Annotated in this window: 14 protein-coding genes and 5 tRNA genes; 14 read left to right on the top strand and 5 right to left on the bottom strand. The window is 42.8% G+C overall.

The genetic code is table 11. The features are described 5' to 3' along the window. Window positions 1-36: 36 nt before the first annotated feature. The 5 genes from pbp4b to ACXN9U_RS13495 form a co-directional block, all read right to left on the bottom strand. The gene (pbp4b, locus tag ACXN9U_RS13515; protein WP_489201793.1) at window positions 37-1,320 is read right to left on the bottom strand and encodes a penicillin binding protein PBP4B; all 1,284 of its coding nucleotides are present in this window, start codon (window positions 1,318-1,320) and stop codon (window positions 37-39) included. 18 nt (window positions 1,321-1,338) lie between these two features. Further along, on the bottom strand, window positions 1,339-2,706 hold the full coding sequence (locus tag ACXN9U_RS13510; RefSeq protein ID WP_489201792.1) for a PTS transporter subunit EIIC: 1,368 nt from the start codon (window positions 2,704-2,706) through the stop codon (window positions 1,339-1,341). A gap of 138 nt (window positions 2,707-2,844) precedes the next feature. Beyond that, a complete protein-coding gene (gene murQ / locus ACXN9U_RS13505; RefSeq protein ID WP_489201791.1) occupies window positions 2,845-3,774 on the bottom strand; it encodes an N-acetylmuramic acid 6-phosphate etherase in 930 nt (309 codons plus the stop codon). A 79-nt stretch (window positions 3,775-3,853) separates the two neighbouring features. Next, window positions 3,854-4,330, bottom strand: coding sequence for a GNAT family N-acetyltransferase (locus ACXN9U_RS13500; RefSeq protein ID WP_016936924.1), 477 nt, complete (start codon window positions 4,328-4,330; stop codon window positions 3,854-3,856). Window positions 4,331-4,347: 17 nt separating this feature from the next. Beyond that, window positions 4,348-4,800: a 2-thiouracil desulfurase family protein gene (locus tag ACXN9U_RS13495; protein WP_045926346.1), complete on the bottom strand. Its 453-nt coding sequence runs from the start codon at window positions 4,798-4,800 to the stop codon at window positions 4,348-4,350. A 180-nt stretch (window positions 4,801-4,980) separates the two neighbouring features. On the opposite strand from ACXN9U_RS13495, the gene ACXN9U_RS13490 reads away from it, so the two are divergent. The 14 genes from ACXN9U_RS13490 to ACXN9U_RS13425 all read left to right on the top strand — a co-directional run bounded on the left by ACXN9U_RS13490 (window position 4,981) and on the right by ACXN9U_RS13425 (window position 18,539). After that, window positions 4,981-5,052: transfer RNA gene (locus ACXN9U_RS13490), tRNA-Glu, on the top strand. 3 nt (window positions 5,053-5,055) lie between these two features. Further along, a tRNA-Val gene (locus tag ACXN9U_RS13485) sits at window positions 5,056-5,131 on the top strand. Between the two features lie 5 nt (window positions 5,132-5,136). Further along, a tRNA-Thr gene (locus ACXN9U_RS13480) sits at window positions 5,137-5,209 on the top strand. A gap of 18 nt (window positions 5,210-5,227) precedes the next feature. Next, window positions 5,228-5,312, top strand: a tRNA-Tyr gene (locus ACXN9U_RS13475). Between the two features lie 4 nt (window positions 5,313-5,316). Further along, a tRNA-Gln gene (locus ACXN9U_RS13470) sits at window positions 5,317-5,388 on the top strand. A gap of 230 nt (window positions 5,389-5,618) precedes the next feature. After that, window positions 5,619-6,182: an RNA polymerase sigma factor SigW gene (gene sigW / locus ACXN9U_RS13465; protein WP_003156766.1), complete on the top strand. Its 564-nt coding sequence runs from the start codon at window positions 5,619-5,621 to the stop codon at window positions 6,180-6,182. A 13-nt stretch (window positions 6,183-6,195) separates the two neighbouring features. After that, window positions 6,196-6,813 carry an anti-sigma-W factor RsiW gene (gene rsiW, locus ACXN9U_RS13460; RefSeq protein WP_489201790.1) on the top strand — a complete coding sequence of 206 codons (618 nt, stop codon included), beginning with the start codon at window positions 6,196-6,198 and terminating at the stop codon, window positions 6,811-6,813. A gap of 174 nt (window positions 6,814-6,987) precedes the next feature. Beyond that, entirely contained in the window at window positions 6,988-7,809 is an 822-nt protein-coding gene (gene cdaA, locus ACXN9U_RS13455) for a diadenylate cyclase CdaA (protein ID WP_003156763.1), read from the top strand. Beyond that, entirely contained in the window at window positions 7,802-9,241 is a 1,440-nt protein-coding gene (cdaR, locus tag ACXN9U_RS13450; RefSeq protein ID WP_489201789.1) for a CdaA regulatory protein CdaR, read from the top strand. Before cdaA ends, cdaR begins: the two co-directional genes overlap by 8 nt. A gap of 17 nt (window positions 9,242-9,258) precedes the next feature. After that, window positions 9,259-10,605, top strand: coding sequence for a phosphoglucosamine mutase (gene glmM / locus ACXN9U_RS13445; protein ID WP_016936920.1), 1,347 nt, complete (start codon window positions 9,259-9,261; stop codon window positions 10,603-10,605). A gap of 431 nt (window positions 10,606-11,036) precedes the next feature. Then, complete coding sequence (gene glmS / locus ACXN9U_RS13440; RefSeq protein ID WP_316100973.1) at window positions 11,037-12,839, top strand: glutamine--fructose-6-phosphate transaminase (isomerizing); 1,803 nt, start codon at window positions 11,037-11,039, stop codon at window positions 12,837-12,839. Between the two features lie 751 nt (window positions 12,840-13,590). Next, window positions 13,591-16,554 carry an SIR2 family protein gene (locus ACXN9U_RS13435; protein WP_489201788.1) on the top strand — a complete coding sequence of 988 codons (2,964 nt, stop codon included), beginning with the start codon at window positions 13,591-13,593 and terminating at the stop codon, window positions 16,552-16,554. 472 nt (window positions 16,555-17,026) lie between these two features. Beyond that, a complete protein-coding gene (locus ACXN9U_RS13430; protein ID WP_489201787.1) occupies window positions 17,027-17,899 on the top strand; it encodes an ABC transporter ATP-binding protein in 873 nt (290 codons plus the stop codon). Next, a complete protein-coding gene (locus ACXN9U_RS13425; protein ID WP_489201786.1) occupies window positions 17,877-18,539 on the top strand; it encodes an ABC-2 transporter permease in 663 nt (220 codons plus the stop codon). Before ACXN9U_RS13430 ends, ACXN9U_RS13425 begins: the two co-directional genes overlap by 23 nt. Window positions 18,540-18,593: the final 54 nt, after the last annotated feature.

Genomic DNA, 18,593 nt, shown 5'->3' with positions numbered 1-18,593 from the left:
TCCTGCCGTCATAGTTTGGACAAAAGACATAGGTTGTCATTCAATGGCTTCGTAAATCGCTTTTACGACGCTGCCGTAGCTTCCGGTCGGGAAAAGGTCCCCTTCAAAAACATTCGGATTTTCACCGGGGCTGACGACGGGGGAATGCTTTTTGTTGGTCAAAAGCGCGATCCCGAGATGATAAGCGGGGTCAATGATCGTGACGGTGCCGGTCCATCCGGTATGGCCGTAAGCCTGCCTGCTTGCATAAGGGCCGAACATCCACTCCATATCAGGGCTGCCGTTTTTCCGCCAGCCAAGAGCGAAAGTCGGGTCAGAGGATGCCGCTGTTGTGAACAGATCGGCCGTTTGCCGAGTGAAGAGAGAAACGTGTTTGTAACTGCCGCCGTTCAGCATGACTTGCAGTAGGACGGCCATGTCATCAGCCCTTGAAAACAGTCCTGCATGGCCGGACACCCCTCCCATTGAGTAAAATGCTTTTTCGTCATGAACCTCCCCTTGCAGCGTATACGTCCTGATATGAGGAAAATGGATAACCCCGTCACGTGTGTTGCCTAAACGTTCAGTAGCTGCGAATGCTTTTTCTTTGAAGCCTTTTTGCAGCGGGTTAAACAGTGTGTGCGTCAGTTTCAGCGGTTTGTACAGTTCTTGTTCCGCATAGGCATCAAGGGTTTTTCCGGTTATGTTTTCAATGATGCAGCCGAGCAGCATGTAACCGATATCGCTGTATACGTGTTTTGTTCCCGATTTGTATTCAAGCGGGATCCGGGTGAGAAAACGAATCGTTTTGTCCCGTTCTTGTGAATAAAAAGGGCCTGCGGTGTCCGGCTTATAAAAATAAAAGCTTGCCGGCAGACCGGATTGATGCTGCAGCACATCAATGACGCGTATGCGGTCTTTTCCTTCTATCGGATCGCTTTTCCTGTCTTTGAAATCGGGAAGGTAAGCCGAGACTTTTTGATACACATCCAGCTTTCCCTGGCTGACGAGGCGCTGTAATGCAAAATTCGCCGCAAACATTTTTGTGTTGGAAGCTAAATCAAACATGGTTGATGTTTTCATTTTTTTCGGACGGGATAAAAGGCTGTTCCCGTCATATTTTTTGCTGTAGCCGTATGCTTTCTTTTTGATCACCCGTCCGTCCTTTACGACGACGAGGACGGCTCCCGGGAATCCTGCTGCGATGTCTTTTTCAATCATTTGATCAACCTTTCTGAGTTTTGCTGTGTCGTATAATTTAGATTGGGCTCCGGCTTTGTGCTGCGGCAGAAAAGAGAGGCTGATGACCATGGTGAGTACGGCGGCTGCCAGTGTTTTCATATTCTGTTCCCTCCCGGCTTATTCAAATTCAGCAGCCATGTCATCCTTAAATCCGAAAGCATAGGTGAAGACAAAGCCCGCCGCATAAGAGATGAAGAGACCGATGATATACAAAACGATTTGAGCCGGCTGTACGAGAAAAGAGAGCGGAAGGCCGGAGACACCGATTGAAAAAGTCGCTACTTGAAAATGAGCTTGAAAGGCGCCTCCGATACCCGCCCCTAAACACGCTGTTAAAAACGGCCGGCCGAGCGGGAGTGTGACGCCGAAGATGAGCGGCTCCCCGATTCCGAGCAGACCGGATGGAAGTCCGCCTCCAATCGCTCTTTTCAATGAGGCTTTTTTTGTTTTCATAAAGATGGCGAAGGCCGCGCCTACTTGACCTGCGCCTCCCATTGCGAGAATCGGCAGAAGCGGGTCATCCCCGATGGATCGGATGAGTTCCAAATGCACGGGAGTCAAGCCTTGATGCAGGCCGGTGATGACAAGCGGCAGGAAGGCGGCTCCTAATACAAATCCCGACAGCACTCCCCCGACATTCAGCAGCGACAATAAACCTGATGTAATCAAATCAGAAATAAAACCGCCTGCAGGGATGAAGATGACATATGTCACCAGTCCGGTGATGAGCAAAGACAAAGTTGGCGTGACGATAATGTCGATGGATTGATGGACATACTTTCTGATAAACCGTTCGGTATAAGCGATAAAAATCGCAGCGAAAAGAACGCCGATTAAACCTCCCCTGCCCGGGAGCAGATTCTCTCCGAACAAACTGATATTGGCGATCTCGGGGTTTAAGATCAATATGCCTGCAAGGCCGCCCATCGCGGGTGTTCCGCCGAATTCCTTCGCCGCATTGATACCGACAAGGACGCCGAGGTAAGCGAATAAGCCTGAACCGATAACCGTTAAAATAAGTGCGATTTGAGATTCTTTCGGGAGCCAGCCGGCCTGAATGACGGCTTTCGTCATGCCGGTGATTAAACCTGATGCAATGAGTGCGGGAATAAGAGGAATGAAGATGCTTGATATTTTTCTTAGAAGCAGTGTGATGGGTGTTGTGTTTTTTCTGTTGAGATCGGCTTTTTTCCGTGAGGCGGCTTCTTTTAAATCAATGTTTTTTCCGGGTGACACCAGTTTTGCGAAAGCGTCGGCGACATGATTGACGACACCCGTGCCGAGAATGATCTGCAGTGTTTCGGCTTCGACGACGCCTATTACTCCGTCAAGCCGCTTCAGCGCTTCAATATCCGTTTTGTCCTGATCTAAAGGCGTAATTCTCAGGCGTGTCATACAGTGGGTAAAGCCCGAAATATTCGATGAACCGCCGCAGTTGTCCAGAATATCTTTGGCCAGCGACTGATAAAATGCCTCTTTGCTCATGAAGACCCTCCTCTTTCCGTACCATTTTTCCCGCGGAGCTGTGCCTGAAACGCGTCCTGAAAGCGCCTGCGCCGATCATGAAAACGGCGCGGGCTGGTAAAAGGCACATGATGATCAGTGACGGAGCCAAAAGAATGATCAGCGATTTGTTTCGCTTGAAACATGCTGTTCTATGGCTTTGTCAATGAAGCCTTCCGATTCTTCGAGCAGTGCTTTCGCGTGTGTTTTGTCCGAATTCGTCTTCAGCATGACGATTGCCGTTTTGACATGGCTGTCTGCGGCCTCAAGGGTCTCTTTTGCTTTATCGTACGGAACGCCCGTAATGCTTTGGATAATGCCGATTGCCCGTTCTTTCAATTTTTCGTTGCTGACATGAACGTCCACCATTAAATTTTCGTACACTTTGCCGCTTTTGATCATCACGGCCGTGGAAATCATATTCAGAATCATTTTATGTGCTGTTGCGGCTTTCATTCGTGTTGACCCTGTAATCACTTCGGGGCCGACGACGACTTCAATGCTGTGATCGGCAAAGGTACTGATCAATGAGTGCTTATTGCATGTGAGCGCGACTGTTTTGGCGCCGATTGTTTTTGCGTATTTCAGCGCACCGGCCGCATACGGTGTGCGCCCGCTTGCAGCGATGGCGATCACGGTGTCTTCAGCGGTAAGGCCGATCGTTTTGAGATCGAGAGCGCCGGTTTCCTCGCTGTCTTCTATACCTTCAGCCGCTTGCAAAAAGGCGTCTGCCCCTCCGGCCATCAGACCGATGACGGTGCCGGGACTTACGCTGTATGTAGGCGGGCATTCAACCGCATCAAGTACACCAAGCCTGCCGCTTGTGCCCGCTCCCGCATAAATCAGCCTGCCGTTTCGCCGCAAAGACTGATGGGCAAATTGAACGGCAATTTCAATGTCAGGCAGCACCTGCTGAACGGCGTCCGCCACTTTGAAGTCCTCTTGGTTAATGATGCGGAGGATTTCCATCGTGTCTGCTTGATGGATTGAAGCGGCCTGCGGGTTTCTTGTTTCTGTGGTCAATCTGTGAATGTTAAGCCGGTCTGTCATGAATGTACCCTCCCAAGTCGTTATTACTTGAAGTATATGGGCTTCTGAATATATGTTTCAAGAAAAAAATCAAACGCTTTCACAAAAAAAGATGCAGAATGTGCTGTTCGCCGATGGGGCCGATCCTGCGACGCCCTTTATCAATAAAACCGGAAGACTGGTACAGGTTCTTTGCGCGATGATTGCGATGGTTCACTGCAAGCACGATTTCGTCACACCAAGGAAAATAATTTGCGGCAAAAGCGGGGAGCTGCAGCATCGCTTGTTTGGCATAACCTTTTCCTTGCTGCCGCGCATCTATGGACAGTGCGCTCAGTAAAATGGCAGACACGCTGTTCGAATATGGAGCTATGGTTTCCTTTGAGGTATGTAAAATGAAAAAACCGACGGGGGTGTCTTCTTTTAAAACGACTGTAGGATAGCGCTCCCGGATGACAAGAGCCTGCGGCAGTACATCCTTCGGGAGAGCTGTGAACATTTTATCTTCTTCACTGAGTACAAACCCGTTCAGGCCGTCTGCATGCTCCGGTTTATAAAAGGATAGGGCTGCAACCATGATATCTACTCTCCTTTTTATAGTTGATCCAGTTCATTTTCTGATAACACGCGGCAGCCTGCCCGTTTTAATAGAGCGGAAGTGATGCCGTCCCCGATTATCTTTTTCCCGGAGAAAGTGCCGTCATAGATGAAGCTGCTGCCGCAGGACGGACTGTTTTCTTTAAGGATGACCGTTGCGGCGCCTATTTCTTTTGCGTATGCTAACGTTTTTTCCGCTCCGTCTATATATAAAGATGTAACGTCTTCACCTGATGCCGTTACAATTCTTGCTGTTCCGTTCAGCACGTCTTCGCCCGTGCCGCCGATGATTTCCGCCGGTTCGCGGGGAGTGGTGAAGCCGCCCAAAAGTTCGGGGCAGACCATAACAGCTTTCTTTTCCTCTACGAGTCTGCGGATTTTTTCCGACGCGGCGTGGGAGCCGTTATACCTGCATTCGATACCGCCGAGACAAGAGCTGACTAAGATCATCTGTGTCCATTCCCTTCAATATTTTGATACTTTCATCTTAAATGAAATAAGAGAGAAGGGACGAGTTTTTCAGTTAAAAAACGGGTAAAAAAGTTTGAAAATAAAAAAAATAAATTTTCTCTTTACAAAAGGGGTATAACCTGTATATAATAACTTTTGTCAGCTCGACGCGGACACAACGGCCCGTTGGTCAAGCGGTTAAGACACCGCCCTTTCACGGCGGTAACACGGGTTCGAATCCCGTACGGGTCATATGGAGGATTAGCTCAGCTGGGAGAGCATCTGCCTTACAAGCAGAGGGTCGGCGGTTCGAGCCCGTCATCCTCCACCATATTTGCCGGCCTAGCTCAATTGGTAGAGCAACTGACTTGTAATCAGTAGGTTGGGGGTTCAAGTCCTCTGGCCGGCACTGTTTTCCAAAAAATACGGAGGGGTAGCGAAGTGGCTAAACGCGGCGGACTGTAAATCCGCTCCCTCAGGGTTCGGCAGTTCGAATCTGCCCCCCTCCACCATTTTTGGGCTATAGCCAAGCGGTAAGGCAACGGACTTTGACTCCGTCATGCGTTGGTTCGAATCCAGCTAGCCCAGTCTCAGACACCTTTTGTATAAGGGTGTCTTTTTTTTATCGGTATTTTTTCTCGAATTCTGATTGTTCATCAGATATACTATTTTTAAGCTGCTGTTAAGGCAGTATATTCTGTATTTTCCATCTACACCCTGCCTGAAATTTGGTAAAATAAATGTAATAAAAAAATGAAACCTTTTAAAACAATCAACGTATAGATACAGACCGGTGAAGGGCAGAGGTAAGATAAAACATGGAAAACCTGATTAAAAAAAGAATCAAGCAAGTCAAAAAAGGCGATCAAAATGCGTTTGCGGAAATCGTTGACCTTTATAAAGATAAGATTTACCAGCTTTGCTACCGCATGCTCGGCAATGTCCACGAAGCGGAAGATATTGCGCAGGAAGCTTTCATCAGAGCGTATGTCAATATCGACAGTTTCGACATCAACAGAAAGTTTTCAACGTGGCTTTACAGAATTGCGACCAACCTGACTATTGACCGTATCCGCAAGAAAAAGCCTGATTATTATCTGGACGCAGAAGTGGCGGGTGCAGAGGGGCTGACGATGTATTCGCAGATCGCTGCGGACGGGGTTCTCCCTGAAGACGCCGTATTGTCATTGGAGCTGTCGGACACAATTCAGAAAAAGATTTTAAAGCTGCCTGACAAGTACAGAACGGTTATTGTATTAAAGTATATTGATGAACTCTCTTTAATTGAAATCGGGGAGATTCTGAATATCCCTGTCGGCACCGTCAAGACAAGGATACACAGAGGCAGAGAGGCTCTTAGAAAACAATTAAGGGATCTTTAAGTGGGGTGATGAAATGAGCTGTCCTGAACAGATCGTGCAGCTTATGCATAAGCATCTTGATGGAGATATCCTTCCTGAAGATGAAGACGTATTAAAACAACATTTGCGGTCATGCGGGAATTGCAAACGGCATTTTCATGAAATGGAGAAATCCGTAGCGCTCGTCCGGAGCACATCGCATGTCACAGCCCCTGCTGATTTTACTGTCAAAGTTATGGCGAATCTTCCAAAAGAGAAAAAACGCGCTTCTGTAAAACGATGGATCAAAACTCATCCGATAATTGCAGCCGCGGCGGTTTTTGTGATTTTAATGGGCGGCGGTTTTTTCAACAGCTGGCATAACGACCACAATTTCAGTGTGTCAAAGCAGCCGAACCTTGTCGTGCAGAATCACACGGTCACCGTCCCTGAAGGCGAGACCGTAAAGGGCGATGTCACAGTAAAAAACGGCAAGCTGGTCATTAAAGGGAAAGTCGACGGCAACGTGACCGTGGTTAACGGAGAAAAATACATGGCCTCAGCCGGACAAGTCACCGGGCAGATTGAAGAAATTAACGAATTGTTTGACTGGGTCTGGTACGAACTGAAAACAGCGGGTCAGGGCGTCGTGAGTGCTTTAGACTCCGATTAAAGATGAGTAAAGCGTATAATCGCTTTACTCTTTTTTTACGCAGCACCGCGCTGGCTGATTTCACTTGATAAATCAAAATGTGGTATAATGAGCACGCTATATGATGTACATATTGCTCATGCAGCACAATTCATAACAAAAAACGAAATGACTGAATTCTTGGAGGACGAGGAAATGGCTTTTGAGGACATCCCATTTTTGCAATACCTCGGCAATGCCGTTGATATTCTCCTTGTTTGGTATGTGATATATAAATTAATCATGGTCATACGCGGAACGAAGGCGGTTCAGCTTTTAAAAGGGATCGTCGTCATCGTGTTGGTCCGGATGGCCAGTTCATATTTGGGACTCAGTACGCTTCAGTGGCTGATGGACCAAGCGATAACATGGGGATTTTTAGCGATCATTATTATATTCCAGCCTGAGCTGAGACGGGCGCTTGAACAGCTCGGACGGGGCCGGTTCTTTTCAAGGAGCGGCACCCCCGTGGAGGAAGCGCAGCATAAGACAATTGAAGCGATTACAAAATCAATCAGCTACATGGCGAAACGCCGCATCGGCGCCCTCATCGCCATTGAGCGCGACACGGGAATGGGCGATTATATTGAGACGGGCATCCCGCTTAATGCGCAGGTCAGCTCGGAGCTTTTGATTAATATCTTCATTCCGAATACGCCGCTGCACGATGGAGCGGTCATTATGAAAAATAACGAGATCGCGGCGGCTGCCTGTTATCTGCCGCTTTCTGAAAGCCCGTTTATTTCAAAGGAGCTGGGGACGCGGCACAGAGCGGCTGTCGGCATCAGTGAAGTGACGGACAGCTTAACCATTATCGTATCTGAAGAGACGGGCGCCATCAGCGTGGCCAAAAACGGAGACCTTCACAGAGAATTGACGGAAGAAGCACTGAAAGAAATGCTTGAAGCTGAGTTTAAGAAAAACGCCAGAGATACTTCTTCTAACCGCTGGTACTGGAGGGGCAAGAAAAATGGATAAATTCTTAAACAACCGCTGGGCTGTAAAGATCATTGCATTGCTCTTTGCGCTCCTGCTTTATGTTGCGGTTAACAACAACCAGGCGCCGACTCCGAAAAAGCCGGGGGAATCCTTTTTTCCGACATCAACGACTGACGAGGCTACGCTTACTGATATTCCTGTAAAAGCATATTATGATGAAGCGAATTACGTGGTCACCGGCGTGCCTCAGACCGTAAATGTCACGATTAAAGGATCGACAAGCGCGGTGAAAAAGGCGAGACAGACGAAGAATTTTGAGATATACGCCGATATGAACAAGCTGAAGACCGGGACTCATAAGGTCGAATTGAAGGCGAAAAATGTATCGGACGGACTGACGATATCCATTAACCCGTCAGTCACGACGGTTACGATTCAGGAAAAAACGGCTGAGAGTTTTCCGGTTGAAGTTGAATACTACAATAAAAGCAAAATGAAAAAGGGGTATACGCCCCAGCAGCCGATCATCAGCCCGAAAAACGTACAGATTACGGGTTCGAAAAATGTGATTGACAACATTTCGCTTGTCAAAGCATCCGTGAACCTTGAAAATGCAAATGAAACCATTGATAAGGAAGTGAAGGTGACCGTCTATGACAAAGACGGCAACGCACTTCCTGTTGATGTTGAACCGTCAGTCATCAAAGTGACGGTTCCCGTGGCCAGTCCGAGCAAAAAGCTCCCTTTCAAAATCGAAAGGAAGGGAAGTCTTCCTGACGGGGTGAGCATTGCAAGCATTGACTCGAATCCGAGTGAGGTGACGGTTTACGGCCCGCAGGACGTACTGGATTCACTTGAGTTTATCGACGGCGTATCTCTTGATTTAGGCAAAATTGATAAAGATACGGATATAGATGCCGACATCCCGCTTCCTAAGGGTGTGACAAAGGTGTCACCGGGGAAAATTACGCTTCATGTTAAGGTGGACAGTGAAGACAAAAAGGATTTTGACAATGTCGCAATCAAGACGGTCGGATTGGGAGGCTCGCAGCAGATTGAGTTTCTCGACCCAGAATCGCGGGCGATAAATATTACGGCCAAAGGCTCCCCGGCCAACATTAAGGCGCTGAAAAAGTCGGACATTGAACTGTACGCCAATGTCTCAGACTTAGAGGACGGAGAGCATTCTGTAAAGCTTGCAGTAAACGGACCGCAAAACATCACATGGTCCCTGTCCAAAGACACGGCTAAAATCAAGCTGACTTCTAAGAAAAACACAAGTTCAAATAAAAATAACGGCGGCTCCGCCGATTCCGGCAATAATGACGGCACAAGCGGAGACGCAGACAAAGACAAGAACAAGAACCGGGAAGACGACACTGACAGCGATCAGAATAAAAGTCAAAACCAGGATCAAAATCAAGACCAGGATGAAGGCGGATCAAGCGCTGATTCATCTTCAACAGAATGAAAAAGGAGCGATACAAAATGGGCAAGTATTTTGGAACAGATGGTGTAAGAGGTGTTGCCAACAGCGAGCTTACGCCAGAGCTGGCCTTTAAAGTGGGGCGTTTTGGCGGTTATGTCCTGACCAAAGATAAACAGCGCCCGAAAGTGCTGATCGGCCGTGATACACGCATCTCCGGACATATGCTGGAGGGAGCCCTTGTCGCCGGACTTTTATCGATCGGAGCTGAAGTGATGCGCCTCGGCGTCATTTCTACACCGGGGGTATCCTATTTAACGAAAGCCATGGATGCTGAGGCGGGCGTCATGATTTCCGCTTCTCACAATCCCGTACAGGATAACGGAATTAAATTTTTCGGAGGAGACGGCTTTAAGCTTTCCGATGAGCAGGAGGCCGAGATTGAACGTCTCATGGATGAACCGGAAGATAAGCTGCCGAGACCGACAGGCGCGGACCTCGGGCTTGTGAACGATTATTTCGAAGGTGTTCAAAAATATCTGCAATTTTTAAAGCAGACGGCGGACGAAGATTTCACGGGCATTCATGTAGCGCTTGACTGCGCCCATGGTGCGACATCTTCCATTGCGACTCACCTTTTTGCCGATCTTGATGCTGACGTGTCTACAATGGGAACGTCTCCGAACGGATTAAATATTAATGACGGCGTCGGTTCTACACATCCGGAAGCGCTGAGTGCTTTCGTCAAAGAAAAAAACGCCGACATCGGCCTTGCATTTGACGGCGACGGTGACCGCCTCATTGCCGTTGATGAAAAAGGAAACATTGTCGATGGCGATCAGATCATGTACATATGCGCGAAGTATTTGAAATCAGAGGGCCGTCTCAAAGATGATACCGTCGTATCAACCGTGATGAGCAATCTCGGTTTCTACAAAGCGCTTGAAAAAGAAGAAATCAAAAGCGTTCAAACGGCAGTCGGAGACCGCTATGTCGTAGAAGCGATGAAAAAAGACGGCTATAATGTCGGCGGAGAGCAGTCAGGGCACCTTATTTTCCTTGATTACAACACTACCGGTGACGGGCTCTTGTCCGCGATCATGCTTGTGAATACGCTGAAGGCGTCCGGCAAAACCCTTTCAGAGCTTGCGGCTGAAATGAAAAAATTCCCGCAGCTTTTAGTAAATGTGAAAGTGACGGATAAATATAAGGTGGAAGAAAACGCTAAGGTGAAGGCGGTTATTTCTGAAGTGGAAAAAGAAATGAACGGAGACGGCCGGATATTAGTGCGTCCGTCAGGCACCGAGCCGCTCGTCCGCGTGATGGCGGAAGCGAGAACAAAAGAGCTTTGTGACGAATATGTCACAAAAATCGTGGATGTCGTGCGGACAGAAATGGGAGCGGAGTAACGAAGTTTATAAACAGAGAGCGAACAAGACAAGTGCGACCAGCATAATATGATAGTAAACATGATGCCGGGGCGGCAAAAAATAATTGACCGTCCTTGGCACATGCTGTAAAATCAAGCTTGTCCGGCCTTTGTTTTTCACTTGCAGGGAAGGCGGAATTGTTTGCATCTTTTATAATTACAGCGCCCGAACTAAGCGCCCGAAAAAAGGCTTAGTTGACGAGGATGGAGGTTATCGAATTTTCGGCGGATGCCTCCCGGCTGATTCATTTAGATCACAGCCGTAAGGATTTCTTCAAACCGGAGGGGCGACTCTCCGAACAAAGGGAAATCACATGATCTTCCAAAAAAACATGTGGGAGGGGACGATTGAAAGTCCCCTTGTAATTCGGCTTTCTTCGTCTCCTTTTACACCTTTAGGAGGAAGAAAAAATGTGTGGAATTGTAGGTTATATCGGTCAGCTTGATGCGAAAGAGATTTTGTTAAAAGGATTAGAGAAGCTTGAGTACCGCGGCTATGACTCTGCCGGTATCGCTGTGGCGAACGAGCAGGGCGTGCATGTGTACAAAGAGAAAGGCCGCATCGCCGACCTTCGTGAAGTGGTGGATCCTGCGGTTGAATCTCAAGCGGGAATCGGCCATACACGCTGGGCGACTCACGGCGAACCAAGCTTCCTGAACGCTCACCCGCATCAAAGCGCACTTGGCCGCTTTACACTTGTTCACAACGGTGTGATCGAGAACTATGTTCAGCTGAAGCGCGAATACCTTGAAAATGTTGAACTGAAAAGCGACACGGACACTGAAGTCATCGTTCAAATGATCGAGCAATTTGTGGCGGGAGGTCTTAATACAGAAGAAGCGTTCCGAAAAACACTCACTCTGTTAAAAGGCTCTTACGCGATTGCATTATTTGACGGCGAAAACACAGACACCATTTTCGTTGCAAAAAACAAAAGCCCTCTGTTAATCGGTCTTGGAGATACGTTTAACGTCGTGGCATCTGACGCGATGGCTATGCTTCAAGTAACGAATGAATACGTTGAGCTTTTGGATAAAGAAATGGTGATCGTGACAAAAGACGAAACCGTGATTAAAAACCTTGACGGTGAAGTCATGACACGTGCGTCTTATATCGCTGAGCTTGACGCCAGTGATATCGAAAAAGGCACATACCCTCACTACATGTTAAAAGAAACGGATGAGCAGCCGCTTGTTATGCGAAAAATCATCCAAACGTATCAAGACGAAAATGGCAGACTGGCTGTGGCCGGCGATGTCGCTGACGCTGTGGCGGAAGCTGACCGCATTTATATCGTGGCTTGCGGAACGAGCTACCATGCCGGTCTTGTCGGAAAACAATATATTGAAATGTGGGCAAACGTCCCGGTTGAAGTGCATGTAGCGAGTGAATTCTCTTACAACATGCCGCTTCTGTCTAAGAAACCGCTCTTTATCTTCCTTTCTCAAAGCGGAGAAACAGCGGACAGCCGCGCCGTGCTTGTTCAAGTCAAAGCGCTGGGCCACAAAGCGCTGACAATTACAAACGTTCCGGGATCCACGCTTTCCCGTGAAGCGGATTACACATTGCTTCTGCATGCCGGCCCTGAAATCGCGGTTGCATCAACAAAAGCGTATACGGCTCAGATTGCCGTGCTTGCGATCCTTGCATCAGTTGCGGCAGAACGCAACGGCGTTGATATCGGCTTTGATTTAGTCAAAGAATTAGGTATCGCGGCAAATGCCATGGAAGCTCTCTGCGACCAGAAGGACGAAATGGAAATGATCGCGCGTGAGTACCTGACTGTTTCAAGAAACGCTTTCTTCATCGGCCGCGGCCTCGACTACTTCGTATGTGTCGAAGGCGCCCTGAAGCTGAAAGAGATTTCTTACATTCAGGCGGAAGGCTTCGCCGGCGGCGAGCTGAAGCACGGAACAATCGCACTGATCGAAGAAGGAACACCGGTCTTCGCACTGGCGACACAAGAACATGTCAACCTGAGCATCCGCGGAAACGTGAAGGAAGTCGCAGCCCGCGGCGCCAACACTTGCATCATCTCGCTGAAAGGCTTAGATGACGCAGACGACAGATTCATCCTGCCGGAAGTCAACCCTGCGCTTGCTCCGCTGGTTTCTGTTGTGCCATTGCAGCTGATCGCTTACTACGCGGCACTGCACCGCGGCTGTGATGTTGATAAACCGCGCAACCTTGCGAAGAGTGTGACTGTGGAGTAGGAATAAATAATTTTAATTCATGGTAAACAGCTTTAGCGGATAATATGGTTGTTTAAATATTTGAATGATTTACATCCGTTCGCTTATAATTTGAATAAGCGAACGGATGTTTTTGTTTAGGAGAATATCAACGGGGCTTGAATATAATAATTATTCGAATTGTGGCAATGGTCCAGTCGAATTTTTTGTGCTAATAAGCTTGCGCTAAAAATAAAAGGCGCTATAACTGTAGGTTTAACCCCAAAAGCACATCTTAACCTAAGTACAGTACTTTTAGCGAGGAAAATCTCTACTATGCTTACTTTTATAGTATAAGCTCCCCTTTCACTATTAAAAATGCTAATGATTTGAGATGAGTGATAAGGTAACAGTAGCTTGCTTATAAGAATGGTTTTGTTCATGTAAATATGCGAAAATTGTGTAATGTTAGACATTTGAAGCTTTTGAAAAGCCTGGGTATAACTGCCATTGCAAGGTTTGGAGATATAAAGAACCCTGACCTTTGGGGAATAGTCACAGTACTGGACAATCCTATTTGGCAGGAGCCAATAAGGAAAATATGAAAAATTGCTGAGTGGTTAGTGCCTTGAAATTTAATTGAAAAAGTAGATTCATATCAATCGTATTAATTTGAAAGAACCGAAGTCATTACATTTCGGTTATGTAGAAATGTAATTTTAAAAATTTAAAATATGTAGATTGAGATTCATATGAAAGGAAATCGAATTTTAAGTTTAAGGAGGAAGATAAATTGAGTGACTATTTTTTAGATACGAGTATAACAAAAATCCAAGAGGCAAGCGAAAACAATAAATTAGTGGTATTCGTAGGTGCGGGGGTTTCAGCAAATTCAGGAATTCCAACTTGGAATGAATTAATTAAAGAATTTGCACAAGATTTGGGGGAATTTGATGTAGACAGATCTCCAGACTTATATATGAAAATTCCTCAATATTATTTTAATGAAAGAGGAGAAAAAGAATATTTCGAAAAAATGAATGAAGTTTTTTTGAAAAAGAAATATAAACCAAATCCTATACATAAGGAGATTTTCAAACTTAAACCAACTCATATTATTACAACTAACTATGATACTTTGCTAGAAGAAGCAGCTATTGAAGAAGGACAGTTTTTTCATACTGTAAAGCACGATTTAGATCTTCCATATGATAATTTTAATAAAACTATTATTAAGATGCATGGCGATTTTGAAAACAGAAACATTGTACTAAAGGAAGATGACTATTTGAATTATTCTTCTAATTTCACGTTGATTGAAAGTTATATTAAAGCTTTGATTGCCACAAATACAGTTTTATTTATAGGATACTCAATAAATGATTCAAATTTCAATTTAATTTTTCAATGGGTTAAAAATATTTTAAGAAATCATTTTCAACCAGCATACTTAATTGAGAGTAGTAAGAAGTACTCGCGGATGGAACATGCATACTATAAAAATCGCGGGATTAACATTTTATATTATGATGAAATAAGTAATATGCCGAATAATAATATTTTTGATATATCTAATTGGAGAGGCAATAGATTATTTGATGTATTAAGTTATTTTAATTCTTTTGATAAGATGACAAAAATGAGTGACTTAGAAATTGTTTATAAAAAAATTAGTTGTTTTGAAAAGTTAAATTTTATAATGCCTGAGCAAATTGTAAATAACTTAGGGTTAAAATCAGTAGGATATGATTTATTTGGTGATAGAACTTTAACTATTCTCAATGGAGAGAATAGTTTATCAAGGGTATTTTCTAACCTTGACGCATATAAAGATAATTGGATGTTTGAGAAAATTATAATGGTATTTAAAAAAGCAAATATACAGGGCGTGTCTAGGGAAAAACAAATAATATTTAGTATTGATAATCAAGATAATTACTTAGATAAATTGAGGGCTAAAATAATAGATAAAGATAGTTTAATAGATCCTATAGATATAAATAGTTTTACAAGCCTTATAGAGGGAGAAGATTATTTTCTCATGTTAAAACAGGCATTTGCTTATTGTGAATGTAATAAGTTTTACGATGCCTATAAATATTATAAAACGATTTCATTGAAAGCTTTTCAAGATAAGGAGTTTTTGATTTATTATATTTCGGAATTTAACAGGAAGCATGTAGGGAAGTTCTTAGTAAAAGGATATTATAATGTGAATAACAATATTGAAATGGAACTTAAAGAACTAGATCTTGAAAATATTTATGCAAATCTCCCCAATGAAGAAAGAAAAAGCATAGAATTTTTAAAAGAGCTTCAAGATTTTAATTTAATATATAAAGTGCAAAATAAATTGAATAAAGAAGTGGACACATTAAAGGAAACAAAACGTACTGTGGAAAATGGAGGATTTTCTTTTAATAGCTCACTCAATAAAAATTTTCATATGATTAGCAATATTTGGCTTTTTATAGAAGCGAATTATCTATGTATAAATAAATACAAAGAGATTCAAAGCCTGTATTTAAATTTTGTAGAGGGCATTTTTGCGAGCTACAGTACCCAATCAAATAATTCGAAGAGTTTTTTTAACAAAGTATCCTTAAATAAAATAGAAGAACTAGACCTATATGAAGTATATATAATAATAACAAAATTAAAAAATAGTGATTTTGAAGATGTTTTGATAGAGTATAATATTAGAGAATTAAAACTTAAAAATTCTGCTTTTGAGTACATTATGAAAGTTTTGGACAAAGTGATTAAGAACATTGTGAAAAATTGTAATGATAAAAAAAGTAAGCGCTATTTTTATAATGTATTAGTACTAACTTCAAAAACAAATCTAGACTTTGAACAGGCAAATCTTATTGCAGGTAAGCTGTTATTACTCCTCAATGAAAAAATAAATTTAAATGAATTAAAATATATAAATAAATTTATAGTGGCAGTAGCAAACAAAGAAATTTTAGCTCAAAAAACAGTATTGGACTATTTAGAAAAGTATTTAGAAATATACATGAGAAATAGCAGAATAATTGAATTTGATAATAACGGACTGTATAATAATTTAACTAATATATATGTAGATTACAATGAGCAGCCTATAAATAACGATATAATCTCTAGTTATGTGATTTTAATAAAGAAATCCTATGAAGAAAAAGAATATGATATTTTGTATACTGTTTTTGAAAATTTAATAGTTCCGATACTAAAGGCTATATCTGAAGAATACAAGAATATAATAATTAAAGTAATTGAAAGTTTAGTAGAAAAAATTAAAAGCAAAGAAGGATTATTACAATTTAATGAGTTAAATTTTTATTATATGATTTCAATTAACGATGTTATTACTGAGGACAAAGATATTAATAAAAAAATAATAGAAGATACAGTTTTTAAAATAAAGAATGAAAATAAAGCTGTTAAAATACATCCGGATCCTATTGAAAGAAACCTGAATATATTAACAGATTTATACAGGGTAAATAAACTAAAAAAAGAGGAGTTAGAAGAGTTTGTAGATGTTTTTGGTGGTTACTCAGAGTATTTTGATTTAGTTTTTAATACGAAGAATCTTAAATTAACTGATATAGATTTACTTTCATATCTAAAGGAAGAAGAGATAGAATCTTTAATGAATAATAAAGGAATGAAAGAATGTATATATAGCTTATTTGAAAAAAAACTAAGGAATCTGCCATTTGAAAAATACGAAGATATTTTTGGTAAGCTTTATGCAAAGAAATTTTAAATGATTTATAATGCATTGTATTTACTATAAGTTGAAAATCAGCCCCTCTTATTGAGATAAACCAGAGGGGTTTTTTATGAAGATTAGAAGAGGACACCTTTTCGATTGACCGGAAGATTTTTATATTTATAAAGAAATCCCGGTTTAATATTGAAAAGGAATAACACCTGCTTTATAATACGAGATGCATTCTGGTAAAAATCCATAAATGTAATAATTAGTAAATCGTTTTTGTGTATACCTCATCGGAAAGTCATCACCTCCAGCAATTTTTCATCATGAATATCCATTATATAAACGTAATCAATCGATTGCACTTCCACATTATGCTTAAGACTTTAAAATCTCTTTTGTGTTTGCCGACTCTTGCTTCATTATGAATTCCTCGACCAGATATAAAAATCACAATATTTTTGCAATAATCCGGTTCAATTCTTAAAAAAGTCCTGACAACAGTGATAGGAGTGGAATGATGTCAAATCTTTTAGAAGTCAGAAACCTCAGCAAATCTTTTGGTCATAAAGCTGTTTTAAAGGGTATTACATTCAATGTGCCTGCCGGGTCCATTGTCGGTTTTATCGGTGATAACGGCGCAGGCAAATCAACAACATTTAAAACGATATTAGGGTTAATCTCTCAAGATAGAGGAAAAGTGAAAATCTTTGGTGAGGAGAATCTGGATAAACATATAAAGTTCAAAGAAGATATAGGGGTCGCATTTGATGCGATGAATCTGCCCGCGCATCTTACAATAAAGCAGCTGAATCATGTATTTAAAAAGCTATTCGGTGCTTGGGACCAAGACAATTTTTACCGGTTGGTTCAATCTTTCTCTTTACCTATGGATAAAAAAGTAAATACATTCTCGCGCGGCATGTCAATGAAGTTATCCGTAGCTGTTGCTTTGTCGCATAACGCGAAATTATTAATCCTGGATGAAGCAACGGGAGGGCTTGATCCCTCTTCAAGAGATGATCTGTTAAATGAATTAAAAAGCTTTGTGAGTAAATGCAACGGCGGTATTTTACTTTCATCACATATTATGTCTGATGTTGAGAAGATAGCAAGCCATATCATTATTATGAAAGATGGCGAGATTTTATTAAATGAAGAGAAAGATAAGGTTCTTGAAAGCTATACTGTTATAGATGTTGATGAAGGTCAATTGGCTGAGCTCAACGAAGATATCATTCTTGCAAAAAGGAGCCATGGATCTTATTGGAGTGTGCTTGTATCGGATCGACAGAAATTGCCGAATGGCGTAACGGCCAAAACCATTTCAATAGAAGAAATCAGTGTCTTTTTAACGAGGAGTGAAAAACATGAGAGGTCTGTTATTGACTAACTATTACTTAGTTTATCGAAGTTTCTTTGCATACACGGGGTTGGCCATATTGGTATCAGCAGTCATCTTTTATTTTGGAGAGGCTTCAATGCATCGTTTTGTTGCTATGCTGATTATTTTGTTTGTCGTCATGCCCGCACTTGAGGTTATAAAGTATGAGAGTAAGTCTGGCTATGACAAGTATGTGCTGACTTTACCGGTCAGCAGAACAAATATTGTTCAAAGCCACTATGTCTTCTATCTTTTAGTTGTTGTGATCGGAGCTGTGATATCTTATGGTGTCTTCTTTGTATACTGCCTGGGTTCTGATGATCGAATTGACGGCATATTGAATATTGTCTCTTTTGGAACGTTCATCGTGCTCTTTGCCGGTGCAATCGTTTATCCTCTTCTCTACATGATAGGCCCGGAAAAGTCTGATGCTATTGTAATTGGAGGTGCAATGGGGGGACTTTTTGCTACCTTTGGATTGCAAAGTGTCGTTGGTTATGTAGCAGAACAATTATCGCCGTCATTTTTGCACATAGATCCTTCTTTATATGTCCCGATTATATATCTCATGATCGGCGTTATCTTATATCTCATTTCATTTTTCATTGCCGCAGCTATCTATCATAAAAAAGAATTTACAACAGGATAAGGCATGGAACGGGCTCATAAATTTACTTAAACTCCAAGCAGAAAGCCGCCCGCA

The sequence above is a fragment of the Bacillus sp. BACIII genome, assembly GCF_057836745.1.
This window is presented reverse-complemented; position numbering and strand designations above follow the sequence as displayed.

Excerpts from the sequence above, each read along its gene's own strand:
- pbp4b (WP_489201793.1), bottom strand. The coding sequence starts at position 1,320 with ATGAAAACACTGGCAGCCGCCGTACTCACCATGGTCATCAGCCTCTCT.
- ACXN9U_RS13510 (WP_489201792.1), bottom strand. The coding sequence starts at position 2,706 with ATGAGCAAAGAGGCATTTTATCAGTCGCTGGCCAAAGATATTCTGGAC.
- murQ (WP_489201791.1), bottom strand. The coding sequence starts at position 3,774 with ATGACAGACCGGCTTAACATTCACAGATTGACCACAGAAACAAGAAAC.
- ACXN9U_RS13500 (WP_016936924.1), bottom strand. The coding sequence starts at position 4,330 with ATGGTTGCAGCCCTATCCTTTTATAAACCGGAGCATGCAGACGGCCTG.
- ACXN9U_RS13495 (WP_045926346.1), bottom strand. The coding sequence starts at position 4,800 with ATGATCTTAGTCAGCTCTTGTCTCGGCGGTATCGAATGCAGGTATAAC.
- sigW (WP_003156766.1), top strand. The coding sequence starts at position 5,619 with ATGGAAAACCTGATTAAAAAAAGAATCAAGCAAGTCAAAAAAGGCGAT.
- rsiW (WP_489201790.1), top strand. The coding sequence starts at position 6,196 with ATGAGCTGTCCTGAACAGATCGTGCAGCTTATGCATAAGCATCTTGAT.
- cdaA (WP_003156763.1), top strand. The coding sequence starts at position 6,988 with ATGGCTTTTGAGGACATCCCATTTTTGCAATACCTCGGCAATGCCGTT.
- cdaR (WP_489201789.1), top strand. The coding sequence starts at position 7,802 with ATGGATAAATTCTTAAACAACCGCTGGGCTGTAAAGATCATTGCATTG.
- glmM (WP_016936920.1), top strand. The coding sequence starts at position 9,259 with ATGGGCAAGTATTTTGGAACAGATGGTGTAAGAGGTGTTGCCAACAGC.
- glmS (WP_316100973.1), top strand. The coding sequence starts at position 11,037 with ATGTGTGGAATTGTAGGTTATATCGGTCAGCTTGATGCGAAAGAGATT.
- ACXN9U_RS13430 (WP_489201787.1), top strand. The coding sequence starts at position 17,027 with ATGTCAAATCTTTTAGAAGTCAGAAACCTCAGCAAATCTTTTGGTCAT.
- ACXN9U_RS13425 (WP_489201786.1), top strand. The coding sequence starts at position 17,877 with ATGAGAGGTCTGTTATTGACTAACTATTACTTAGTTTATCGAAGTTTC.